Source organism: Sphingopyxis sp. (genome assembly GCF_035998905.1).
Taxonomy (GTDB): domain Bacteria; phylum Pseudomonadota; class Alphaproteobacteria; order Sphingomonadales; family Sphingomonadaceae; genus Sphingopyxis.
Genome location: NZ_DASYHG010000023.1, coordinates 42,450 through 64,875, shown reverse-complemented (window position 1 = coordinate 64,875; position 22,426 = coordinate 42,450). Strand labels below are relative to the sequence as shown.

Annotated in this window: 23 protein-coding genes; 19 read left to right on the top strand and 4 right to left on the bottom strand. The window is 65.7% G+C overall.

Going from position 1 to position 22,426, the window contains the following annotated elements; translation table 11 throughout:
* Nucleotides 1-196: 196 nt before the first annotated feature.
* Nucleotides 197-1,192, bottom strand: coding sequence for an aldo/keto reductase (locus VGN62_RS12490; RefSeq protein ID WP_327454304.1), 996 nt, complete (start codon nucleotides 1,190-1,192; stop codon nucleotides 197-199).
* Complete coding sequence (locus tag VGN62_RS12485; protein WP_327454302.1) at nucleotides 1,189-2,442, bottom strand: dicarboxylate/amino acid:cation symporter; 1,254 nt, start codon at nucleotides 2,440-2,442, stop codon at nucleotides 1,189-1,191. Before VGN62_RS12485 ends, VGN62_RS12490 begins: the two co-directional genes overlap by 4 nt.
* Before the next feature lie 176 nt (nucleotides 2,443-2,618).
* On the opposite strand from VGN62_RS12485, the gene glmM reads away from it, so the two are divergent.
* From glmM to folP, 7 genes are all read left to right on the top strand, one after another.
* A complete protein-coding gene (gene glmM, locus VGN62_RS12480; protein ID WP_327454300.1) occupies nucleotides 2,619-3,956 on the top strand; it encodes a phosphoglucosamine mutase in 1,338 nt (445 codons plus the stop codon).
* 34 nt (nucleotides 3,957-3,990) lie between these two features.
* Nucleotides 3,991-4,215 carry a DUF1272 domain-containing protein gene (locus tag VGN62_RS12475; RefSeq protein ID WP_327454298.1) on the top strand — a complete coding sequence of 75 codons (225 nt, stop codon included), beginning with the start codon at nucleotides 3,991-3,993 and terminating at the stop codon, nucleotides 4,213-4,215.
* Complete coding sequence (thiD, locus tag VGN62_RS12470) at nucleotides 4,212-5,354, top strand: bifunctional hydroxymethylpyrimidine kinase/phosphomethylpyrimidine kinase (RefSeq protein WP_327454296.1); 1,143 nt, start codon at nucleotides 4,212-4,214, stop codon at nucleotides 5,352-5,354. The genes VGN62_RS12475 and thiD overlap by 4 nt, the downstream gene beginning before the upstream one ends.
* Entirely contained in the window at nucleotides 5,351-5,905 is a 555-nt protein-coding gene (locus VGN62_RS12465) for a ribonuclease HII (RefSeq protein WP_327454306.1), read from the top strand. The genes thiD and VGN62_RS12465 overlap by 4 nt, the downstream gene beginning before the upstream one ends.
* A 37-nt stretch (nucleotides 5,906-5,942) precedes the next feature.
* A complete protein-coding gene (locus VGN62_RS12460; protein ID WP_327454294.1) occupies nucleotides 5,943-6,839 on the top strand; it encodes an oxidoreductase in 897 nt (298 codons plus the stop codon).
* A 218-nt stretch (nucleotides 6,840-7,057) separates the two neighbouring features.
* A complete protein-coding gene (locus VGN62_RS12455) occupies nucleotides 7,058-8,197 on the top strand; it encodes a site-specific DNA-methyltransferase (protein WP_327454292.1) in 1,140 nt (379 codons plus the stop codon).
* Nucleotides 8,197-9,327, top strand: coding sequence for a dihydropteroate synthase (gene folP / locus VGN62_RS12450; protein ID WP_327454290.1), 1,131 nt, complete (start codon nucleotides 8,197-8,199; stop codon nucleotides 9,325-9,327). The genes VGN62_RS12455 and folP overlap by 1 nt, the downstream gene beginning before the upstream one ends.
* Here folP and VGN62_RS12445 read toward each other — a convergent pair whose 3' ends face one another.
* Nucleotides 9,328-10,758: a sigma-54 dependent transcriptional regulator gene (locus VGN62_RS12445; protein WP_327454287.1), complete on the bottom strand. Its 1,431-nt coding sequence runs from the start codon at nucleotides 10,756-10,758 to the stop codon at nucleotides 9,328-9,330.
* A gap of 242 nt (nucleotides 10,759-11,000) precedes the next feature.
* Here VGN62_RS12445 and VGN62_RS12440 point away from each other — a divergent pair, with 242 nt between their 5' ends.
* The 8 genes from VGN62_RS12440 (at nucleotide 11,001) to VGN62_RS12405 (ending at nucleotide 16,729) form a co-directional block, all read left to right on the top strand.
* A complete protein-coding gene (locus VGN62_RS12440; protein ID WP_327454285.1) occupies nucleotides 11,001-11,123 on the top strand; it encodes an aa3-type cytochrome c oxidase subunit IV in 123 nt (40 codons plus the stop codon).
* Between the two features lie 10 nt (nucleotides 11,124-11,133).
* Nucleotides 11,134-12,255 carry an NAD(P) transhydrogenase subunit alpha gene (locus VGN62_RS12435; RefSeq protein WP_327454283.1) on the top strand — a complete coding sequence of 374 codons (1,122 nt, stop codon included), beginning with the start codon at nucleotides 11,134-11,136 and terminating at the stop codon, nucleotides 12,253-12,255.
* Nucleotides 12,252-12,578: a hypothetical protein gene (locus VGN62_RS12430; RefSeq protein WP_327454281.1), complete on the top strand. Its 327-nt coding sequence runs from the start codon at nucleotides 12,252-12,254 to the stop codon at nucleotides 12,576-12,578. The genes VGN62_RS12435 and VGN62_RS12430 overlap by 4 nt, the downstream gene beginning before the upstream one ends.
* Nucleotides 12,579-12,709: 131 nt before the next feature.
* The gene (locus VGN62_RS12425) at nucleotides 12,710-13,351 is read left to right on the top strand and encodes a fasciclin domain-containing protein (RefSeq protein ID WP_327454279.1); all 642 of its coding nucleotides are present in this window, start codon (nucleotides 12,710-12,712) and stop codon (nucleotides 13,349-13,351) included.
* A gap of 40 nt (nucleotides 13,352-13,391) precedes the next feature.
* Nucleotides 13,392-13,991: a fasciclin domain-containing protein gene (locus tag VGN62_RS12420; RefSeq protein ID WP_327454277.1), complete on the top strand. Its 600-nt coding sequence runs from the start codon at nucleotides 13,392-13,394 to the stop codon at nucleotides 13,989-13,991.
* A 165-nt stretch (nucleotides 13,992-14,156) separates the two neighbouring features.
* Nucleotides 14,157-14,438, top strand: coding sequence for an NAD(P) transhydrogenase subunit alpha (locus VGN62_RS12415; protein ID WP_327454275.1), 282 nt, complete (start codon nucleotides 14,157-14,159; stop codon nucleotides 14,436-14,438).
* Nucleotide 14,439: 1 nt separating this feature from the next.
* Entirely contained in the window at nucleotides 14,440-15,921 is a 1,482-nt protein-coding gene (locus tag VGN62_RS12410; RefSeq protein WP_327454273.1) for an NAD(P)(+) transhydrogenase (Re/Si-specific) subunit beta, read from the top strand.
* 112 nt (nucleotides 15,922-16,033) lie between these two features.
* Entirely contained in the window at nucleotides 16,034-16,729 is a 696-nt protein-coding gene (locus tag VGN62_RS12405) for an aspartate/glutamate racemase family protein (RefSeq protein WP_327454271.1), read from the top strand.
* Nucleotides 16,730-16,876: 147 nt separating this feature from the next.
* Here VGN62_RS12405 and VGN62_RS12400 read toward each other — a convergent pair whose 3' ends face one another.
* On the bottom strand, nucleotides 16,877-17,272 hold the full coding sequence (locus VGN62_RS12400) for a DUF2147 domain-containing protein (protein ID WP_327454269.1): 396 nt from the start codon (nucleotides 17,270-17,272) through the stop codon (nucleotides 16,877-16,879).
* Nucleotides 17,273-17,386: 114 nt separating this feature from the next.
* Here VGN62_RS12400 and VGN62_RS12395 point away from each other — a divergent pair, with 114 nt between their 5' ends.
* The 4 genes from VGN62_RS12395 to VGN62_RS12380 are packed head-to-tail and all read left to right on the top strand — an operon-like array spanning nucleotide 17,387 to nucleotide 22,358.
* The gene (locus VGN62_RS12395; protein WP_327454267.1) at nucleotides 17,387-18,601 is read left to right on the top strand and encodes a parallel beta-helix domain-containing protein; all 1,215 of its coding nucleotides are present in this window, start codon (nucleotides 17,387-17,389) and stop codon (nucleotides 18,599-18,601) included.
* Nucleotides 18,598-19,626 carry an SO2930 family diheme c-type cytochrome gene (locus VGN62_RS12390; protein ID WP_327454265.1) on the top strand — a complete coding sequence of 343 codons (1,029 nt, stop codon included), beginning with the start codon at nucleotides 18,598-18,600 and terminating at the stop codon, nucleotides 19,624-19,626. The genes VGN62_RS12395 and VGN62_RS12390 overlap by 4 nt, the downstream gene beginning before the upstream one ends.
* Before the next feature lie 6 nt (nucleotides 19,627-19,632).
* Nucleotides 19,633-20,265 (top strand): maleylacetoacetate isomerase, encoded by a 633-nt coding sequence (gene maiA, locus VGN62_RS12385; protein WP_327454263.1) that lies wholly within the window; start codon nucleotides 19,633-19,635, stop codon nucleotides 20,263-20,265.
* The gene (locus VGN62_RS12380) at nucleotides 20,262-22,358 is read left to right on the top strand and encodes a TonB-dependent receptor (protein ID WP_327454261.1); all 2,097 of its coding nucleotides are present in this window, start codon (nucleotides 20,262-20,264) and stop codon (nucleotides 22,356-22,358) included. Before maiA ends, VGN62_RS12380 begins: the two co-directional genes overlap by 4 nt.
* The last annotated feature ends 68 nt before the right edge of the window (nucleotides 22,359-22,426 follow it).

Here is a 22,426-nt window from a genome sequence, read left to right as displayed (position 1 = left end):
GATACGAAGGGTTAGTTCGTCGGACGACGGAGGGTGGCTTTGGGGTGAGGAGCGGATGTTCTCCACTTTCGTCATCCCCGCGAAAGCGGGGACCCAGAGCGCGCGTGGGCTTACTCCACACTGGGTTCCCGCTTTCGCGGGAATGACAAACTAAGATGGGACGCAATGTCTGCAACCGGTCGAAACCGGTCGGCAACTACAGTCGCACCATCCGCATTCCCATCTCGCCATAGCGCGGACCGCTCGTTCCGCCCTTCGGCGCCGCAGCCTCGATCGCGGCGAGGTCGTCGGCGGTCAGCGTGACGTCGGCGGCGGCGACGCTGTCCTCCATCGTTGCGCGGCGTTTGGTGCCGGGGATCGGGACGATATCGTCACCTTGCGCGAGCAGCCACGCAAGCGCGACCTGCGCCTTCGACACGCCATGCTTGTCCGCGACTGCGCCGATCGCGTCGACGATCGCGAGGTTGGCGGGCAGATTCTCGTCCGAATAGCGCGGGTCGTTGCGGCGCCAGTCATTTTCGGGAAGCTCGTCGCGGCTGCGCACCGCGCCCGCGAGGAAGCCGCGGCCGAGGGGCGAATAGGGGACGAAGCCGATGCCGTTCTCGCGGCAGGCGCCAAGGATCTCGTCCTCGATATCGCGCTCCCAGATCGAATATTCGCTCTGCAGTGCGGTGATCGGCGCGGCCTTCGCGGCACGGCGGATCGTGTCGGGGCCGGCCTCGGACAGCGCAATGTGGCGGACCTTGCCCTCCTTCACCAGCTCCATCATCCCGCCGACGGTCTCCTCGATCGGGACCGAGGGGTCGACGCGGTGCTGGTAGAAAAGGTCGATCGTGTCGATGCCGAGCCGCTGGAGCGAGCCTTCGCACGCGGCGCGCGCGTTGGCGGGCGACCCGTCGACGCCGACGATCTGGCTGCCCTCGAACTTGAAACCGAACTTCGTCGCGATGACGAGCCCGTCGCGCTTGCCCTTGATCGCCTCGCCCAGCAATTCCTCATTGCTGAACGGGCCGTAGATTTGCGCGGTGTCGAAAAAGGTGACGCCAAGGTCGATCGCGCGGTGGATCGTGCGCGTCGATTCGTCGAGGTCGGCGGCCTCGCCATAGAGGATGTTGCCGCCCTTGATCATCGGCATGCAGCCGATACCGATCGCCGACACTTCGAGGCCGTGGCCGAGCTTGCGATATTTCATGGGGTTTCTCCTGCGAGGGGGACATCGTCTTCGACACCGTCGGCGGCATATTTCGTCGCTGCGACGTCGCCGACGACGTTGCCGAGTGTACGAAAAATGTCGGGAAATGTCTCGACCGCAACGAGCAGCCCCAATGGCGCGACGGGAACGCCCATCGCGATCGCGATCGGTGCGATCGAGGTCACGAAGCTGATCGAGCCGGGCAGGCTGACCGAAGAGAGCGCCGCGGCGAGCGCGACCCCGAGGCCCACCGCCATTTCCCACGGCGTCAGTTCGACGCCGAACAGCCACGCGACATAGACGACGACCGCGAGGTTCATCGCCGGACTGGTGAAGCGGAACAGCGCGACCGCGAGCGGCAGGACGATGTCGGCCTTTTTCGGATCGACGCCCAGTTCCTCCGACGATTTCAGCATCGCGGGCAGGCTGGCGAGCGAGCTTTGCGTGCTGATTGCGACCGCGAAGGTGGGCACCATCGCGCGGACGAAGCGCGGCAGCGGCACGCCGACGACGAAGACTGCGAGGAGGAAGCCGAGGATGATCGTGCAGGCGCCGATCACCGAGAGCATCAGCACATAATGGACGAGGCCGCCGAAGGCCGCGACCCCGGCCTTGATCGCAAGCGCATAGCCGAGTGCGAACACGCCGAGGGGCGCGAGTGCGAGCACCCAGCCGATGACGACGAGCATCGCATCGCCCAGCGCCTTGAAAAAGCCCGACAGGGTGGCGCGCTCGGCGTTCCCGATGCGGCTGATCGCGAAGGCGAAAATGGTGGTGAAGACGATCAGCGGCAGGATCGATGTGTCCGCCGCCGCGGCGATCGGATTGGTCGGGATGAGGCCGAGCACGAAATCGGTGAAGGTCGGCGACGGCACGGCTTCGGTCGAGCCCCCCAGGCCGTGACGCAGCCCCGCGGCCGCCGCGGCGGACATGGGAAAAGCCTGGAGCAAAAGCGGCAGCACGATCAGGGTCATCAGCCCGGCGAGGATATTGGCGCCGATGAAGATCAGAACTGCGCGGCTCGCCAGCTTGCCCGCCCGTGCGGCGTCGGCCGTCGCGGTGATGCCCGTTACGAGCAGCGCGACGATCAGCGGGATGATCGTCATCTTGAGCGCATTGAGCCAGAGCAGGCCGATCCATTCGACATAGGGCAGCGATGCCGTGCCCCACTCGACCGAGACCATCTCGACGCCGACCCCGAGCAACATGCCGGCGACCAGCGCCGAGAGAATGAACCAAGCGGATTTCAAAGTGGATTCTCCCGGCGTTTTTTCTGGCCTGCTTGCCAAGCAAAAGAGGGTGACTTAGAGCACCTCCCGGAAGAAACGGGAACCGGTTTTTGGGCCGGGAAATGCTCCGCGGAGGCCATCCCGTGGACGCCGGGGCAGGCATATGTCTGGCCGTCGGCTTAGGTAGCAGAGGTGTCATGCGCAAGTTTTTCGGAACCGACGGGATTCGCGGCCTGACCAACGAGGTCCCGATGACGGCGGAAGTCGCGATGCGCGTCGGTATGGCGGCGGGCGCGCACTTCCTGCGCGGCGACCACAAGCACCGCGTCGTCATCGGCAAGGATACGCGATTGTCGGGCTATATGCTCGAAAACGCACTCGTCGCCGGGTTCACGAGCGTCGGCATGGACGTGGTGCAGGTCGGCCCGATGCCGACCCCGGCGATCGCGATGCTGACGCGCTCGATGCGCGCCGACCTTGGCGTCATGCTCTCGGCGAGCCACAACCCGTTCCACGACAATGGTATCAAGCTGTTCGGCCCCGACGGATATAAATTGTCCGACGAGGACGAGGCGCAGATCGAACATCTGCTGACCGTCGAGCCGAAGCTTGCCGCCGCGGCGCACATCGGCCGCGCGAAGCGGATCGACGACGCGCGCGGCCGCTACATTCACGCGGTGAAGCAGAGCTTGCCCGAATCGGTGCGGCTCGACGGGCTGCGCATCGTGCTCGATTGCGCGAATGGCGCGGCATACAACAGCGCGCCGACGGTGTTCTGGGAGCTTGGCGCCGATGTCGTCGCGATCGGGGTCACGCCGAACGGGATCAACATCAACGACAAATGCGGATCGACCGCGCCCGCGCTGCTTCAGGAAACCGTGGTTGCGAGCGGCGCCGACATCGGCATCGCGCTCGACGGCGACGCCGACCGGCTGATCGTTGTCGACGAAAAGGGAACGATCGTCGATGGCGACCAGATCATGGGGCTGATCGGCGCAAGCTGGGCGCGGCAGGGACGGCTGAAGGGCGGCGGGGTTGTCGCGACCGTCATGTCGAACCTCGGCCTCGAACGCTTCCTCGAAGGCGAGGGGCTGCGCCTCGAACGCACCAAGGTCGGCGACCGCTACGTCCTCGAACGGATGAAGGAAGGCGGCTTCAACGTCGGCGGCGAGCAGTCGGGGCATATGATCCTGTCCGACCATGCGACGACCGGCGACGGCACGCTCGCGGCGTTGCAGGTGCTCGCCGAACTCGTCGCGGGCGGCAAGCCCGCGAGCGAATTGCTGCACCAGTTCGACCCGGTGCCGCAGCTTTTGAAGAATGTCCGCTTCGCGGGCGGCAAGCCGCTCGAGGACAAGCAGGTCATCGCGGCGATTGCCGAGGGCGAAGCCACGCTCAACGGACGCGGTCGTCTCGTCATCCGCCCGTCGGGCACCGAGCCGCTGATCCGCGTGATGGCAGAAGGCGACGACGCCGGACAGGTCGAGCAGGTCGTCGACATGATCTGCGATGCGGTACGTGCCGCGACCGCATAACCATTTGAATTTTTAGAACCGAAAGAGACTTACCATGCTTGAAATGCGACCCGATTGTGAAAAATGCGGACGCGATCTGCCCGCCAATCTGCACGGCGCCTTCATCTGCTCGTTCGAATGCACTTTCTGCGCAAACTGCGCCGACAAGCTCGACGAGATTTGCCCCAATTGTGGCGGCGACCTGCTCGACCGGCCGCTGCGCGAGGGCGCGGCGCTGGCGAAGTTCCCGGCATCGACGGAGCGAAAGCATAAGGCGTGACCGCACGCGTCCTGATCATCGCCGGTTCGGATAGCGGCGGCGGTGCGGGCATCCAGGCCGACATCAAGGCGGTCACGATGCTCGGCGGCCATGCGATGACCGCGATCACCGCGATCACCGCGCAGAACACGCTGGGGGTGCAGGGCGTCCATCCGGTGCCGACCGCGATGGTGCTGGCGCAGATCGACAGCGTTGCGTCGGATATCGGCGTGGATGCGGTCAAGATCGGGATGATCGGCAGCGCCGAGACCGCCGCGGCGGTGGCGGAGCGCCTGTCGCAGCCCGATCTCGCGCAGGCGGCGCTCGTGTTCGACCCGGTGATGATCGCGACGAGCGGATCGGTGCTTGCCGACGCGGCGACGATCGACGCGTTCCGCGCGCTGCTCGACCGTGCGATGGTCGCGACACCGAACCTCCCCGAACTGGAAGCGCTCGGCGGCGAAGAAGCGGTGCTCGCGCACGGCTGTTCTTTGCTCGTCAAGGGCGGCCATGCCGAGGGCGAGACGGTGACTGACCGCCTGCTCGAAACGGGCGAGGGCGAGGTCGCGCGCTGGGAAGCGCCGCGCATCGACACCCCGCACAGCCATGGCACCGGCTGCACGCTCGCCAGCGCGATCGCTTGCGGCTTGGCGCAGGGCATGCCGCTCGAACCTGCGATCGCGCGCGCGCGCGATTTCGTGCGGCTGTCGCTGCTCGACGCACCGGGGCTGGGGCAGGGGCATGGCCCGATGGGGCAGCAGTTCGTGCGCAACGACGGACTGTTCACCGGTCCGGCGCTCAACCAGATCACGCTGCCCGCAAACGACTATGCCGTGTCGGTCGCCTTCTACAAACAAATGGGCCTGAAGCAGATCGTCGATAGTCCCGACAATGGTTATGCGCGCTTCGAGGCGGCGAATGGCGTGACGCTGTCGATTCACACCGGTGATGGTGCTGCGGGCGGGGCGACCGCCTATCTGGAATCGGGCGCACTCGATGCGTGGGTCGCCTATCTCGCACGGCGCGGGGTGCGGTTCGACCAGATGCCGAAGGATGAGGAATGGGGCTGGCGCGAGGCGCGGCTGGCCGATCCGGCGGGCAATCGGCTGTGCCTGTATCAGGCGGCCGAATATCGGCGGTATCCGCCGTGGCGCATATGATCGTCGGAGTCGACGAAGCCGGGCGCGGACCGCTCGCTGGACCGGTCGTCGCGGCGGCGGTGCTGCTCTGCGAGGGCGGGATCGCCGGCCTCGACGACAGCAAGAAGCTCACGGCGAAGCGCCGCAGCGAACTGGAGATCCAGATCAAGGCGCGTTGCCGCTGGGGCGTCGGCGAGGCGAGCGTCGCGGAAATCGACCGCATCAATATCTTGCAGGCGACCTTCCTTGCGATGACGCGCGCGGTCGAAGCGCTCGGTTTCGAACCCGCCGAGGTTCTGGTCGACGGCAACCGCTTGCCGCGCTGGCGCTACAGCGCGCGCGCTATCGTTGGCGGTGACGCGCTGCACCCCTGTATTTCGGCGGCGAGCATCCTCGCCAAGGAACATCGCGACCGCTTCATGGTCGCGGCGGCGCGCGATTTTCCGGGTTTTGGTTGGGAAACCAACATGGGCTATGGTACGGCGCAGCATCTCGCGGCGCTGCGCCAGCATGGCCCCACGCCGCACCATCGGACCAGCTTTGCCCCGGTCGCACAAATGCAACTGGTCTGACCGCCCGAAGCCTAGAAGCCTAAGAGGGGAACAGGCGATGAGCAGAGGATTTTCGGCCGACGACGTCGGCACCCAAACGGGGCGGCGCTTCCTTGTCACCGGTGCCAATGCCGGAATCGGGTTCGAAGTTTCCAAGGTTCTTGCCGCGCGGGGCGCGCATGTGATCCTTGCCTGCCGCGACGAGGACAAGGCCGAGGCGGCGATGAACCGCATCCGGGTCGATGCGCCGAAAGCCGAATTGTCATTCCAGCGGCTCGACCTCGCCGACCTCGATCAGGTGCGCGATGCCGCGAAGGCGGTGCTGGCGGGCCCGCGGATCGATGTGCTGGTGAACAATGCGGGGGTGATGATTCCGCCGCGAACGCTGACGAAGCAGGGCTATGAGCTGCAGTTCGGGGTCAACCACCTCGGCACCTTCGCGCTCACCGGGCTGATCCATGGCCATGTCGACGACCGCATCGTGATCACCGGCAGCATCGCGCGCAAGAGCGGGGCGATGGATTACAGCGACCTGTCGGCGTCGCGCAGCTATCATAATTGGGCGCGCTACCAGATGAGCAAGCTCGCCAACCTGCTCCACATGTTCGAGCTCGACCGGCGGTTGAGCGCCGCGGGGCGCGCGACGCAGGCGATCGGGTGCCACCCCGGGGTCGCGCTCACCGAACTGACGCGGCACTTGCCGATGCCGCTGCGCGCGATGACCCCGCTCGCCGCGCCCTTCTTCAACAGTGCCGCGCAGGGCGCCTGGCCGACGTTGCAGGCGGCGACCGGCGCGCGCGTGCAGGGCGGCGACTATCTCGGGCCGCAGGGGCTTGGCGAGGTATCGGGACGTTCGGGGCCGGCGCGTGCAACGCGCGATGCACGTGACCCGAAGCTGGCGCGCGAGCTGTGGCAGCGCTCGATCGACCTGACCGGGGTCGATCCGGGTTTGTAGATACTCCCTGCGAAATTTTTTTCGCGGGTGAGTCCTCATCGCCACACCACCAGTGGTTGAGTCTCCGAGTCGCGGTCGACTCCATATGGTGTGGCAGACTCCTTTCGTTCTCATATCGTTAACCAGTTAGTGACGCGGAATCCCTAGAGTCCTGCGCTTGACGGCGGACTCCGCCTGACTCATCAGGGCCTCCTTACGAGCAAGGAACGGGGTGAAGCATGGGTGTGATGGAACGGGTCAAGGCGCCGGCGACGAAGCAGCGGACGCCGAAAGTCGACCCCGCGGACCTGCCGCTCGACAGCATCCTGCAGGGCGATTGCGTCGAGATGATGCGCAGCCTGCCCGCCGCGTCGGTCGACATGATCTTCGCCGATCCGCCGTACAACCTCCAACTCGGCGGCGACCTGCTGCGTCCCGACGGCAGTCAGGTCGACGCGGTCGACGATGATTGGGACAAGTTCGACAGCCTTGCGACCTATGATCGCTTTACCCAGGCGTGGCTCAAGGAAGCGAAGCGCATCCTCAAGCCGAATGGCAGCATCTGGGTGATCGGCAGCTATCACAACATCTTCCGCGTCGGCACCGCGCTGCAGGACAATGGATACTGGATCCTCAACGACATCGTGTGGCGCAAGGCGAACCCGATGCCCAATTTCAAGGGCACGCGCTTCACCAACGCGCATGAGACGCTGATCTGGGCGTCGATGGGCGAAAAGTCGCGCTACACCTTCAACTATCGTGCGATGAAGACGCTCAATGACGAGCTTCAGATGCGTTCGGACTGGCTGATCCCGATCTGCGGCGGTCAGGAGCGGCTGAAGAAGGGCGGCACCAAAGTGCACCCGACGCAAAAGCCCGAGGCTTTGCTCTATCGCATCCTGCTCGCGTGCTCGAACCCCGGCGACGTGATCCTCGATCCCTTCTTCGGCACCGGCACGACGGGCGCGGTCGCAAAGCGCCTCGGCCGTCACTTCATCGGCATCGAGCGCGAGGATGATTATATCGAGGCCGCGCTGGAACGGATCGAGCTGGCGCTGCCGCTCGACGAAAGCGCGGTGAAAACGATGATGGCGCCGAAGGCCGCGACGCGTGTCGCCTTCGGTACGCTCGTCGAATGCGGCATGATCGCGCCGGGGACGGTGCTGACCGACACGAAACGCCGCTGGAAAGCAAAGGTGCGCGTCGACGGCAGCCTCGAATGCGAAGGCCAGCCTGCAGGGTCGATCCACAAGGTTGGCGCGAGCCTGCAAGGCGCGCCGAGCTGCAACGGCTGGACCTTCTGGCACATCGACACGGGCAAGGAACTGCGCGTGATCGACGCGGTGCGGCAGGATTGGCTGCTGGCGAACGAGGCCTGATGTTCCAGCCGCTGACCAGGCCCGACCTCGGCGCCGCGTCGGCGGCCGCGCAAATCTATTGCCGTCCGACCTGCTTCGTCGACCGACCGCACGAACTCGATGACGATTGCCTGCGGATCGCCGATACGATGGTCTGGTTCGCGGCGTGGCACATCAGCCTGCGCGACGGCCCGACGGTCAGATCGGCGATCGTCCCGGTTTCCGAATGGGATGGCTGGGTTGCGGCGATGCCCGACGCTCTTGCCGCGGCCGCGGCCGCGCAGCGCGCCGGTGTCGCGCGGCCGCGCGGCGTGCTCCAGCTCGGCGAGCGGACGATCCGGCTGAACGAGCCGCAGCTCATGGGCATATTGAACGTCACGCCCGACAGTTTTTCGGACGGCGGCAAGCATGTCGATACGGCCGCTGCGACCGAAGCCGGCTTCGCGATGGGTGCCGCCGGCGCCGCGATCATCGACGTTGGCGGCGAATCGACGCGCCCCGGCGCGCCGCTGATATGGGAAGGCGACGAGATCAAGCGCATCGAGGGCGTCGTCGCGGCGCTGGCGCGCGGCGGCGTCGCGGTGTCGATCGACACGCGCAAAGCCGCGGTGATGGAGGCCGCGCTCGCCGCGGGGGCACATATCGTCAACGATATTTCGGCGCTGCGCTACGACGAGCGCGCCATGGAGGTCGTCGCGAAAGCGGGCTGTCCCGTCGTGCTGATGCACGCGCCGTCGGCGAAGAGCGATCCGCACGAGGGCGGCGACTATGCGCATGTCCTGTTCGACGTTTACGACATGCTCGCCGAGCGCGTCGCTGCGTGCCGCGCGGCGGGGATCGATGCGTCGCGCATTATCGTCGATCCCGGCCTCGGCTTCGGCAAGAGCATCGGCGACAATCTCGCGCTCATCAACGGCCTCGCGCTGTTTCACACATTGGGCTGCCCCATCCTGTTCGGCGCGAGCCGCAAGCGGATGATCGGCGCGCTCGACAACGAGGCGCCCGCCGACCAGCGGCTCGGCGGCACGGTGGCGCTCCACTACCAGGCGGCGGCGCAGGGTGCGCAGTTGCTGCGCGTCCACGATATCGCCGAGAACCGGCAGGCGCTGCGCATCTGGCGCGGCTTGAGGGATGCGGCGCTGACCGCCTGATCAGGCGGCGGTATCGATCCCGAGGTCGCTGAGCTTGCGATAAAGCGTCGAGCGGCCGATGCCGAGGCGGCGGGCGACTTCGCTCATCCGGCCGCGATAATGGCCGATTGCGAGGCGGATCACGTCGGCCTCGATCTCTTCGAGTGGGCGCAAATTGCCGTCGGGCAGGTACAGCGTGACGCCGATCGCCTCGCCATTGATCGCGACTTCGCCGGCGCTGCCCGTTCCGCCGCCGAGGGTCGCCTCGATCGCACGGAAATCGGCGCTGGTGAGCACGTCGGTCTTGCTCTCGACCGCAGCGCGGAACAGCACGTCCTGCAACTGGCGGACATTGCCCGGCCAGGCATAGGCGGCGAGCAGGCGCAGCGCGTCGTCGGTGATGCCGATCGTCGCCATGCCCGGCAGTCCGCCGATACGCGCGAGCAGGTGGCGCGCGAGCGGACCGACGTCGCCGCGGCGTTCGGACAGCGAGGGCAGGGTGAATTGCGCGCTCGACAGCGCGTAGAACAGGTCTTCGCGGAAATGCCCCGCCTCGATCAGCTTGTCGAGCGGGCTTGCGCTCGTCGCGATGATGCGGACATCGACGCTCTGGCGGATCGAGCCGCCGATCATCTGGACTTCGCCGCTGTTGAGGAATTCGACGAGCTTCGCCTGCGTTTCGAGCGGGATACATTCGACATGGTCGATGATGATGCTGCCACCGTCGGCCTGGACGAGCCGGCCGACCTGCCGGTCGAAGGCGCCCGCAAAAGCGCCGCGTTCGTGGCCGAACAGCCCCGATCCGATTAGCCCCGGCGACACCGCCGAGCAATCGACCATGACAAGCTGGCCGCGCGCACGCGGGCTGGCGCTGTGGATCGCGCGCGCAAAGACTTCCTTGCCGGTGCCCGGCTTGCCGTTGATCATCACCGGCACGCGCGCGCGCGCCGCCTTGGCGGCGATGGCGAGCGCGCTGCGGAAATTGGGGCTCGATCCGATGATTTCCTCGAAGGCGAGCGGGGCGCGAAGTTTTTCGGTGAGCGGGCGGAGTTCGCCCTGCGGGCCGCTGGTCGACACGACGCGGTCGAGCGCTTCGAGCAGGCGGTCGGGCGCGATCGGTTTCTGGACGAAGTCGCTCGCGCCGGCGCGCATCGCGCTGACCGCAACTTCGACGCCGTTGCGCATCGTGATCACGACAAGCGGCAGCGCGGGGCGCCAGCGGCGCAGCTCGGCGACGAATTCGGCCATGTCCATGCCCGGCGCGCCCTGGTCGACGAGCACGGCGTCGAGCGCCATACCTTCCTGCGTGCCGAGCTTGGCGAGCGCGGTGTCGGTGTCGGCGGCGATGACGCTGCGCCAGCCGCCGCGCGATACCAGTGCCGCCAGAAAGCGCTGCTGGGCAGGCTCGCTGTCGACGATCATCACCATTCGCGTGTCGCGCGTGTTCGTCATCGTTTCGAATCTGCCCCCTGAACCGGCGTTGCTACGGGTTTGTTCTGCTGAAGCGGGCATATCTATCCGATAGGGGTAAAAGGGCGATTAAGGCCGTTCGTCTTTTGGCACAGCGAGCCGGCGAGGCCAAACCCGCACTTGAGCATCGCCGGACGCGTGGCTAAGACCGGCGCGAAGGCCGATTCTGGGGCGGGGCGCTGCGCGTCCCTCTCGCGGGAAACGGCGGAAAAAGGGGAAAAGCGATGGCGCAACAGGAAATGAAGGCAGCGAACGAAACCTATGCGGGTTTCCTCAGCCTGCTGAAAATCGGGTCGATCCTCACCGCGATCGTCACCGTCGGCGTCGTCCTGCTCATCGCGTCCTGACCCGACCGGCATGCGCATCGCCGTCCTGAAGGAGCTCGCCGCCGGCGAGACCCGCGTCGCCGCGACCCCAGAAACCGTGAAGAAATTCATTGGCTTGGGTGCTGAAGTTGCCGTTGAATCGGGGGCAGGGGCTGAAGCCTCGATCGCCGATGCCGACTATAGCGCCGCGGGCGCCAAGGTCGGCAGCCGCGCCGATACGCTGAAGGGCGCGAATATCATTCTCGGCATCCAGGGTCCCGACCCCAAGAGCCTCTCGGGCTTTGCCGACGGCGCCTGGCTTGCCGCGGGGCTCAACCCGTTCGGCGAGCGCGCTCGGGTCGATGAATATGCCAAGCTCGGTCTCGAAGCACTGGCGATGGAATTCATGCCGCGCATCACCCGCGCGCAGTCGATGGATATCCTGTCGAGCCAGGCGAACCTCGCGGGCTACAAGGCCGTCCTGATGGCGGCGAACGCCTATGGCCGCGCCTTTCCGATGATGATGACCGCTGCGGGCACCGTCAGCGCCGCAAAGGCGTTCATCATGGGCGTCGGCGTCGCCGGGCTCCAGGCGATCGCGACCGCGCGCCGCCTCGGCGCACAGGTCAGCGCGACCGACGTGCGCGCCGCGACCAAGGAACAGATCCTCAGCCTCGGCGCCAAGCCGATCTTCGTCGAGAGCGTCGCGGGGATCGAGGGCGAGGGTGCAGGGGGCTACGCCACCGAAATGTCCGACGAATATAAGGCGGCGCAGGCCGAACTCGTGTCGTCGCACATCGCAAAGCAGGACATCGTCATCACCACCGCGCTGATCCCGGGGCGTCCCGCGCCGCGGCTGATCAGCGACGCTCAGCTTGCAACGATGCGCAGCGGCAGCGTGATCGTCGACATGGCCGCCGAAAGCGGCGGCAATGTCGAAGGATCGGTGTCGGGCGAGGCGAAGAAGATCCACGGCGTCACCGTGATCGGCGCGAAGAATATCGCCGCGCTGATGCCCGCCGATACGAGCGCGCTGTTCAGCCGCAACCTGTTCAACTTCCTCTCGGCCTTCTGGGACAAGGAAGCCGGCAAGCCCGTGCTCGATGAGGAAATCGGCAATGCGGTGCGCCTGACGCAGGGCGGCAAGGTCGTGAACGAGCGGCTGCTGGGTTGAGCTTGCTGCTGGCCCTTGCGCTGGCCGAAGCGACGGCGCCGGCCGCACCGCCGCCGGGCCTGCAATTTTCCTTCTGGCGCCTGGCGGCTTTCAAATCGCGGGCAAAGGATCTCGGCTGCAATGCGGGCGGGCTCGACGGCGAACTCGAATCGGTCCGCAAGCAGCTTGCCAAGCGCTACGGCAAGGAGGCTTTTGCCTGGCCCAAAACGCCGCCGCCCGCCGGCAGGAACGAAGGCGACTGCTACATCTCCGTGATGGTGTATCGAACGAATCTCGGCGATTTCAAGCGCGATGCCGCCGCCGCGCTGGCGGCTGCGCCCTAGCCGGTTGGACCGGCGCGGGATGGCGCTTTTTCCTGAAAATTGGCCGATTTCGGCCTTTTCATGAAACTTCCTTTGGTTACTATGCGTTCAGGGTTTGTAACCCTGACTCTCAACCAACTGGAGAATGATTGATGTCGTCTGCGAAGCTTTTCGCCACTCCCCTCCTTGTGCTTGCCACGCTCTCGCCCGTTTATGCGCAGGAAACCGCCGCGCCGGCCGAGGCCGAAGTCGCCGTTGATGCCGCCGCTGATGCTGCCGTCGATGTCGCAGTTCCGGCCGATGCCGCCGCTGACGTTGCGGGCGACGCCGCAGCGCCCGCCGAGCGGACGGGCATCGCGCTCGAAATCGGTGCCAAGCCCGATCACAAGACGCTGGCGAATGCGCTGACCGCTGCGGGTGTTTCGGAAAAGCTTGCGGGCCAGCCCTTCACCATCTTCGCGCCGACCGACCAGGCTTTCGCTGCCGTGCCGCAGTCGATGACCGACTGGCTGATGAATCCGGGCAACACCGAATCGCTCGCCAAGGTGCTGACCTATCACGTCGTTCCCGGCCGCGTGACCGCCGAGGATCTCTTCGCGAAGATCAAGGCCGGCGGCGGCAAGGCGACGCTGAACACGATCGAAGGCGAAGCGCTGACCTTCACCGAGGTGCAGGGCAATATCAAGGTCGACGGCACGCAGGGCAGCAGCGGTTTCATCACCCAGGCCGACGTCGAACAGTCGAACGGTAATATTCACGTCATCAACGGCGTGTTGATGCCGACCCTCGGCTGACGATTCGCGCCGCTGCGATCGCCATTTGAAGGATAAGGATATGAAAACCCATCTGATCTTGACGGCCGCAGCGGTCGCGCTCGCGCTGTCGGGTTGCGGCAGCAAAACCGAAACCCCCGCCGACACGACCAGCGTCGCTGGTGACGAAACGGCGGCGCCTGCCGCCGCCACGCCGTCGGCCATGCTCGCGAGCAGCACGATCGCGGCGAACCTCGCAGCCGCGCCCGATCACAAATCGCTGGCCGCCGCGGTGACGCAGGCCGGGCTGGGCCAGACACTTTCGGAAACGGGGCCGTTTACGCTGTTCGCGCCCACCGATGCGGCGTTTGCCCAGGTTCCGCCCGTCACGCGCGACGGCTGGATGCGTCCGGCGCAGAAGGACGTGCTGGCGGGCGTGCTCAAATATCATGTCGTTCCGGGCAAGCTGACCGCGGCCGATCTGGCCGCGTCGATCGCCGAAGGCGGCGGCAAGGCCGTGCTGAAGACGGCGGATGGGCAGGATCTGACCGCAACGAAGAGCGGCGATGCGATCCTGCTGACCAGCGCGAGCGGTAACAAGGCAACGGTAACGCAGGCCGATGCCGCCCAGTCGAACGGCGTCGTCCATGTCGTCGACGCGGTGCTCCTTCCGAAAATGTAAAAAACATTGCCGCCCGACCGGGCGAGGCGATATTTGATTTCGCGGAACGCCCGCATTTCCCGCGCCGGGAAATGCGGGCGATGCTTTTTGGCTGCTTTGGAGTCGACAGGCTGGATCGCGCGCGGCAAGAGGTGCGCGAAACGGAATCAGCAGGGGAGCGAGCCCGTGGATTTTATCGCGATTTTTTCGATTTTCATACTGGCCTGCTTTGTCGGCTATTTCGTCGTCTGGTCAGTGACCCCGGCGCTGCACACGCCGCTGATGAGCGTCACCAACGCGATTTCGTCGGTGATCATCGTCGGCGCGCTGATCGCCGCCGCCGCCGCTGGTTCGGCCTCGTCCAAATGGCTCGGCCTTGCCGCGGTGGTGATGGCGAGCATCAACATTTTCGGTGGCTTTGCCGTGACGTCGCGCATGCTCGCGATGTACAAGAAGAAGGGGCGCTGAGATGGACGTTCAGGCCATTCTTTCCGCCGCGACCGGCGGCCATGGCGCGGTAAATCCGTACGCGGCGATCGCCTATCTGGTGTCGGGCATCCTCTTCATTCTCGCATTGCGCGGCCTGTCGTCGCCGGCGACGGCGCAGAGCGGCAACCGCTTCGGCATGATCGGCATGGCGATTGCGGTCGTCACCACGATGCTCACGCATTCGCCGGTGGGTGCCGACGGCCTGCTCGATACCATTTCGCTCGTCGAAATCCTTGTTGCGATCGGTATCGGCGCGGTGATCGGTATCGTCATGGCGCGCAAGATTGCGATGACTGCGATGCCGCAGCTCGTCGCGGCGTTCCACAGCCTCGTCGGCCTCGCCGCGGTGGCGGTGGCGGCTGCGGCCTATCTCAACCCGGGCGCGTTCGGCATCGCCGATGCCACGGGACAGATCCACACCGTCAGCCGGATCGAAATGGGCCTGGGCATCGCGATCGGTGCGATCACCTTCAGTGGCTCGGTTATCGCGTTCCTGAAACTCAACGGCAATATGTCGGGTTCGCCGATCATGCTGCCCGGACGGCATGTCATCAACCTCGGCACGCTTGCAGCGATCATCGCGCTGACCGCCTGGTTCACGCAGGACCAGTCGGCGTGGGTGTTCTGGACGATCACGGGCCTGAGCTTCGCGATCGGTTTCCTGCTGATCATTCCGATCGGCGGCGCCGACATGCCGGTCGTCGTGTCGATGCTCAACAGCTATTCGGGCTGGGCTGCGGCGGCGATGGGCTTCACGCTCGGCAACACCGCGATGATCATCACCGGCGCGCTCGTCGGTTCGTCGGGTGCGATCCTGTCGTACATCATGTGCCGCGCGATGAACCGCAGCTTCATCAGCGTGATCGCGGGCGGCTTCGGCGCCGACGCGGCGGCGGGCGATGGCGGGTCGAAGGAACAGCGTCCGTGGAAGCCGGGCAGCGCGGACGACGCCGCCTTCCTGATGAGCCAGGCCGAAAATGTCATCATCGTCCCCGGCTACGGCATGGCGGTCGCGCAGGCGCAGCACGCGCTGCGTGAAATGGCCGACCTGCTCAAGAAAGATGGCGTGAACGTCAAATATGCGATCCACCCGGTCGCGGGCCGCATGCCCGGCCATATGAACGTGCTGCTCGCCGAAGCGAATGTGCCCTATGACGAGGTGTTCGAGCTCGAAGACATCAACGGCGAATTCGCGCAGTGCGACGTCGCCTTCGTCATCGGCGCGAACGACGTGACCAACCCGTCGGCAAAGACCGACAAGAGCTCGCCGATTTACGGCATGCCTGTGCTCGACGTTGAAAAGGCGAAGACCGTGCTGTTCGTGAAGCGTTCGATGGGCGGGGTCGGCTATGCCGGCGTCGATAACGACGTCTTCTATATGGACCAGACGATGATGCTGCTCGGCGATGCCAAGAGGATGGCCGACGACATCGTCAAGGCGCTCAACGGCGGCGGGCACTGACGCCTTGCCGCAAACTTGCGTTCCCGGCCTTGCCGGGGCGCAACAACTTATCTAGCCATGAACGGGACCGGGCCGGCAAAGGCCCGGTCCTTTTGTATTCCGGAGGACCATCTTGCGCAAAATCGGCCTGATCGGGGGAATGAGCTGGGCGTCGACCGAGCTCTATTACCGCCATCTCAACAAAGGGGTCCAGAAGCGCCTCGGCACCGCCTGTTCGGCGCCGATCCTGATGGAGAGCCTGAATTATTGCGAGCTATCGCGGATCACGACGCCCGAGCAATGGGCGCATGCGAAGGAGGTGCTGATCGCCTCGGCGCAGCGGCTGGAGGCGGCGGGGGCGACCGCGTTGATGATCGCGGCCAATTCGATGCACAAGGTGGCGGAAGATGTCGCCGCGTCGATCTCGATCCCGATCCTCCATATCGTCGACGAAACCGGCGAGAAGATGAAGGCCGACGGGATCAAGGCGGCGGCGGTGATCGGCACGCGCAATGTGATGACCGAACCCTGGTTCCGCCAGCGGCTGGTGCGTCACGGGCTGACGCTTGCGCCCTATGACGCGAGCCGCGCGGACGAAATCGACCGGATCATTTACGAAGAACTGATGCTCGGCAAGGCGAACGAAAGCTCGCGGCGCACGATGAAGACCTTCATCACTGACATCGCGAAGCAGGATATTCAGGCGATCGTGCTGGCGTGCACCGAACTGGTGATGCTCGTCGACACCGACGCCAATCTGCTGCCGATCTATGACACGACGCGCATCCATGTCGCGGCGGGGGTCGACTGGATTTTGGGCGAAGATTGATCGTCATCCTCCCTGTCGCGTAGCGATGGGGAGGGGGACCGCTTGCGAAGCGAGCGGTGGAGGGGCCGGCGACGTCGCGTCAGTAGCCCCTCCGTCAGCGCTTCGCGCTGCCACCTCCCCATGCCTGTGGCACAGGGAGGACCAAAATCAGCTCATCTTGGTCCACGTCACGGTGCGGCAGAACAGGCTGACACAGCCTTTCATCGTCATCTTGCCGCCGTTGGCGCGCAGATGCGCCTTGTAATAGCGGCCGTCCTCGGGGCTGTAGCCTTCGCCTTTCCAGCCGTCGCCGTGGGGGACGAGGTCCCAGTAAATCTGCAGCCCGGTCACTTGACGGCCGCGTTTTGCCTTGTCGGGATTGCGCTCGTCGCGCTGGCCGCCCGCGGGCTGCTTGATCAGCAGGCGATCGACGCGCCCGCACATCTTGTTGCCGCACGCGGCCATGACGACGACCGCCTTGCCATCGTCGGTTTTCCAACGCCCGGCGATCGGCGCGGGCGCCGCGGCCATCGATGGCACGGCAATCAGGGCGACAAGCGCCAATGCGTATCTGTGAATCAAAGCGACCTCTCCCCGGTAACTACACCTATGTCAGCAACATCGCTTGGCATCCGTCAAGTCTTGCACCATGCTCCCCGGAAATAAGGGGAGAGACATATGCGATTCCATGGCCTGCGCCACGCGGCGACGCTTTGCATCGTGGCAACATGTGCCGCCCATCCGGCGGCGGCGAAAGTGATCAGCGTCAGTGCGACAACGCCCGACGCGAACGAAAAGCTGCAAGAGGCGCTGATCCTCGCCGCGCCCGGCGATACGGTGCAGCTTGGCGCGGGTGTGTGGAAGCTGACCGACGGCCTGTCGCTCGATGTCGCGAATGTGACGGTGCGTGGCGCCGGGGCGGGCGAGGGCGGGTCGATCCTCGACTTTACCGGACAGCAGGGCGCGGGCGAGGGGCTGCTCGTCACCTCCGACGATGTGTTCCTGACCGAATTCGCGGTGCTCAACACCAAGGGCGACGGGATCAAGTCGAAAGGCGCCGACCGCATCGTCTATCACAAGCTGCGCGTCGAATGGACCGCGGGGCCGAAAGAAACCAACGGCGCTTACGGCATTTATCCGGTCGAAAGCAGCGACGTGCTGATCGACAGCGTGTTCGTGCGCGGCGCGTCCGACGCGGGCATCTATGTCGGCCAGTCGAAGAATATCGTCGTCCGCGATTCGATCGCGACCGAAAATGTTGCGGGGATCGAGATCGAGAACAGCTACGACGCCGACGTTCACGACAATATCGCGACGAAGAATACCGGCGGTATCCTGGTGTTCGACCTCCCCAGCCTGCCGATGCAGGGCGGCCACAATGTCCGCGTGTTCGAGAATATCGTCAATGACAACAGCACGCCGAACTTTGCGCCCAAGGGCAATATCGTCGCGAGCGTGCCGACCGGTACGGGGGTGCTGATCATGGCGAACCGCAATGTCGAGATTTTCGACAATGTGTTCGCGGACAATGGCACCGCGAACGTGATGATCGTCGGCTATCGCTACGAGCATAAGGACCCGAAATACCAGCCGCTGCCGAAGCAAATCGTTGTGCGCGGCAACCAGCATGGCAAGGCGGGTTATGCGCCGAAGTTTCCGGGCGGCGACATGATCGCCGCCGCCATGGGCGGCAGTATTCCGCCGGTGCTGTGGGACGGCGCGGGCGATGCGATCGTGCTCGACAAGGTCGGCGTGCTGTCGTTGAACCTGCCCGACGTGAAGACGCCGCAGAGCGAGGCGAAGCCGTCGCCCGCTGACCTGTCGAAAGGCACGCCGCCCGCGGCGCTGCCGGCGATCAAGCTGCCCGATGCGATGGAGGCGAAGGTCCGGTGAGGCGCATATTCGCCGCGATTGGTGCGGCGCTGCTGTGCGCGAGCGGCGGGGCGGCCGTGGTGGCGCCGACGGTCGATCAGGCGCTCGTCGAGAGCGATGCGATGCCGCCGAAGCTGTCGGCGTTCGGCCTGTTTCGAGGCAATGATCCGGCGCAGCCTGCGACCGGCATCGGTTACACGCTGCGCGCGCCGCTGTTCAGCGATTATACCGACAAGCACCGCTTCATCTCGATCCCCGCAGGAAAGAAGGCGAAGGTCGGAAGCGACGGGGTCATCGACTTTCCTGTCGGCACGGTGCTCGTCAAAAGCTTCGGCTGGGGCGACGTCAACGGCGGCCGTCCGGTCGAGACGCGCCTGCTGATCCGGCGTGCGTCGGGCTGGACCGCGCTGCCCTACATCTGGGATGCCGACGGCAAGGATGCGACGCTGGCGCTTGGCGGCCGCCGCGTGCCCGTGACCTTCAAAAGCCCCGACGGCGAAACGCACGACATCCGCTACGCGGTGCCGAACAAGAATCAGTGCAAGGAATGCCACAGCCTTGCCGGCGAGATCGTACCGATCGGACCCAAGGCGCGCAATTTCATCCTCGACCCGGCGGCGCCCGACAAGCTGCGCGGCCTCTATTTCGAAAATCCGGCGGCGCTGAAACCGACGATGCCGCAATGGGACGACCCCAAGAGCGGTAGCGTCGCCGACCGCGCGCGCGCCTATCTCGACGTCAATTGCGCGCATTGCCACAATCCGGCGGGCAGCGCGTCGAACAGCGGGCTGTTCCTGCGCTGGACCGACGATCCCGCGGGGGTCAATTACGGCATCGGCAAGCGTCCGACCGCGGCCGGACGCGGCAGCGGGGGCATGGATTTCGCGATTGCCCCGGGCGATCCCGCGCACAGCTTCCTGATCTATCGCCTCGAAAGCACCGATCCCGGCATCGCGATGCCCGAGGTGGGGCGATCGACCGTGCACAAGGAAGGCGCAGCGCTGCTGCGGCAATGGATTGCGGAGATGCCGAAAGCATCGCATTAGGCGGTCATGACCCAGCTCGTCCTCCACGATTATTTCCGCTCCTCCGCCAGCTTTCGCGTCCGCATCGCGCTCAATCTCAAGGGGCTCGACTATGAGCGCGTCGAGATCAGCCTGATCGCGGGCGAGCAGCGCAGCGACGCCTATCTCGAGCAGAATGCGCAGGGCTTCGTGCCGATGCTCGTCGTCGACGGCGAGCCGATCATCCAGAGCATGGCGATCATCGACTGGCTCGACCGCGCTTTCCCCGAACCGCGCTTGATCCCCGAAGAAGCGATGCCGCGCGCGGTCGCGCTGGCGCGGGCGCAGGTGATCGCCAGCGACATCCACCCGCTCAATAACCTCCGCGTGCTCAAATATCTGAAGCGCGACCTCGGGCTCAACGAGCAGACCAAGGAGCGCTGGATCGCGACGTGGATCACGCAGGGGTTCGAGGCGCTCGAAGCGATGGCAGGCGACGGACGCTATCTCGGCGGCGATACGCCGGGGATCGCCGACTGCTGCCTCGTGCCGCAAATCTACAACGCGCGCCGCTTCGAGGTGCCGCTTGAGGCTTTCTCGCGGCTGATCGAGATCGAGGCGGCGTGCATGGAGCTTGAGGCTTTCCAACGTGCGCATCCCGACGCGGTCAAACCCGCGTGATCCGCTTTTTGACGGGGGTTGCGTCGCTGGCATTGCCGGCGGCGGCGATGGCACAGGGCGGCTCCATCGACGAAGAGGCTGCAACCGCAGCTGCCATCGACCAGGCGATTGCAGACGAAGCCGGTGGCTGCTGCAGCTTCTGGGTTCCGCGCATTCCGACCGAAATCATCGTCGTGCGGGGGAGCGGTGCGCTTCAACCAGTCGACAGCGATACGGTTCAGGGCTCCAGCCTGATCGCCTATCCCGAACAGGGCCTCGGCGCGCGCATCGAGAACCGCCTGCGCGACGAGGCGGGCATCGTCCAGTTTCGTCGATCGGACGGCCGCTCGGCGCATCCGACCAGCCAGGGCATCACCTTGCGCGGTCTTGGCGGCAACGCATCTGCGCGCGCGCTCGTGACGCTCGACGGTGTTCCGCAGGCCGACCCCTTCGGCGGATGGGTCGCGTGGAGCGCCTATGACGCGATCCATCTTGGCGGCATCCTCGTCGCGCGCGGTGGCGGGAGCGGGGTCGATGGTCCCGGTGCGCTGGCGGGAACGGTCGGCCTCTATTCGACGATGACCGATGGTGTCGAAGCCAGCATGGCATATGGCAGCCGCGATGGCTGGGACGCATCGGCATCGATCGGCGGCGAAATCGGCAGGGGCAAGATTGCGGTCGATGGCCGCTATAGCCGCGGCGACGGCTTCATTCCCGTCGCGAAGGGGCAGCGCGGTGCGGTCGACCGGGCGGCGCCCTATGAACAGGGCGGACTTGGCTTGCGTTTGCGTTTCGACACTGGCGACGACAGCCGGATCGAGGCCAGCCTGCGTGGTTTTTCGGACCGGCGCGACCGCGGGACCGATTTCACGCAAAGCAAATTCGATGGCGTCGACGCCAGCTTGCGCGTGGTCCACGATCCGGCGGCCGAAACGCAATGGCTTGCGCTCGGTTATGTCCAGCTGCGCGACTTCGAAAGTGGCTTCGCGAGCGTCGCGGCCGGGCGGAATAGCGTCGCGCCCGCGCTGTTTCAGCGGGTTCCGGCGACGGGTCTTGGCGCGCGGTTCGAATTGCGTCCCGCAATAGGGGGAGCGAATCCGCTTCGCGTCGGGGCCGATTGGCGCCGCACATCCGGCCGCACCGAGGAGGATTTCTTCTTCACCGGCGTGGTTCCCGGCCGCCACCGTATCGCGGGCGGCAGTAGCGACACGGTGGGGGCTTTCGCCGAATGGACGTCGGGTGACCCGAATGACGGCTTCCTCTGGACGCTCAGCGGCCGCGTCGATCGCTGGTGGCTTGGCGAGGGATACCGGCTCGAACGCAATATCGCCGGCCCCGTCATCACCAACCTGCGCTTTGCGGCGCGGCAGGGGTGGGAAGGTAGCGGCCGTGCAGGCGTGCGCTGGACCTCCGACGCGTTTTCGCTCCGCGCCGCCGCCTATCGCGGCTGGCGCCTGCCGACGCTCAACGAACTCTACCGCCCGTTCCGCGTCGGGGCTGAAGTGACGACCGCGAACGAGATGCTGAAACCCGAACGGCTGTGGGGCGGTGAGGTCGGCGCCGACTGGAAGAGCGGCGATACCAAATTGTCGGCGACACTGTTCGCGAACCATCTGACGAACGCCATCGCCAATGTTACGCTCGCGCCGAACCTCAACCAGCGGCAGAATCTCGACGCGATCGACAGCAAGGGGGTCGAGGTCAGCGCCGAGCAGCGGTTCGGCCCGGCGACGCTGCGCGCGACCTATGCCTTTACCGATGCGAAGGTCGACGCCTCAGGCGTTGCTGCAACGCTCGACGGCCGCCGTCCGGCGCAGATCGCGAAGCATGGAGGGAGCGTGTCGTTGCGCAGCAATGCGAGCGGGCCGTTCGGCGGCTTCGCGACGCTGCGCTATGTCGGCAAGCAGAATGAGGACGACGTCGGGCTGCTTGTGCTCGACGATGCGCTGACGCTCGACGCCGGGCTGTCGTGGCAACTTGCCGAGGCGATCAGCATCGAGGCGCGCGGCGAAAATCTGTTCGACGAACTGGTTCCCGCCGCGATCTCGTCGTCGGGCATCGTCGAGCGCGCGACACCGCGCACGCTGTGGGTCGGCGCGCGCCTTTCTTTCTGATTTTCAACCGTTCCGCCCTTCACAGCCCCGAAACAGGCGATAGGATGGACGGCGCCGGGATTTTCGAG

Coding starts and splice junctions, on each gene's coding strand:
- VGN62_RS12490 (WP_327454304.1), bottom strand. CDS start 1,192: ATGAAATATCGCAAGCTCGGCCACGGCCTCGAAGTGTCGGCGATCGGT.
- glmM (WP_327454300.1), top strand. CDS start 2,619: ATGCGCAAGTTTTTCGGAACCGACGGGATTCGCGGCCTGACCAACGAG.
- VGN62_RS12475 (WP_327454298.1), top strand. CDS start 3,991: ATGCTTGAAATGCGACCCGATTGTGAAAAATGCGGACGCGATCTGCCC.
- VGN62_RS12465 (WP_327454306.1), top strand. CDS start 5,351: ATGATCGTCGGAGTCGACGAAGCCGGGCGCGGACCGCTCGCTGGACCG.
- VGN62_RS12460 (WP_327454294.1), top strand. CDS start 5,943: ATGAGCAGAGGATTTTCGGCCGACGACGTCGGCACCCAAACGGGGCGG.
- VGN62_RS12455 (WP_327454292.1), top strand. CDS start 7,058: ATGGGTGTGATGGAACGGGTCAAGGCGCCGGCGACGAAGCAGCGGACG.
- folP (WP_327454290.1), top strand. CDS start 8,197: ATGTTCCAGCCGCTGACCAGGCCCGACCTCGGCGCCGCGTCGGCGGCC.
- VGN62_RS12445 (WP_327454287.1), bottom strand. CDS start 10,758: ATGACGAACACGCGCGACACGCGAATGGTGATGATCGTCGACAGCGAG.
- VGN62_RS12440 (WP_327454285.1), top strand. CDS start 11,001: ATGGCGCAACAGGAAATGAAGGCAGCGAACGAAACCTATGCGGGTTTC.
- VGN62_RS12435 (WP_327454283.1), top strand. CDS start 11,134: ATGCGCATCGCCGTCCTGAAGGAGCTCGCCGCCGGCGAGACCCGCGTC.
- VGN62_RS12425 (WP_327454279.1), top strand. CDS start 12,710: ATGTCGTCTGCGAAGCTTTTCGCCACTCCCCTCCTTGTGCTTGCCACG.
- VGN62_RS12420 (WP_327454277.1), top strand. CDS start 13,392: ATGAAAACCCATCTGATCTTGACGGCCGCAGCGGTCGCGCTCGCGCTG.
- VGN62_RS12410 (WP_327454273.1), top strand. CDS start 14,440: ATGGACGTTCAGGCCATTCTTTCCGCCGCGACCGGCGGCCATGGCGCG.
- VGN62_RS12395 (WP_327454267.1), top strand. CDS start 17,387: ATGCGATTCCATGGCCTGCGCCACGCGGCGACGCTTTGCATCGTGGCA.
- maiA (WP_327454263.1), top strand. CDS start 19,633: ATGACCCAGCTCGTCCTCCACGATTATTTCCGCTCCTCCGCCAGCTTT.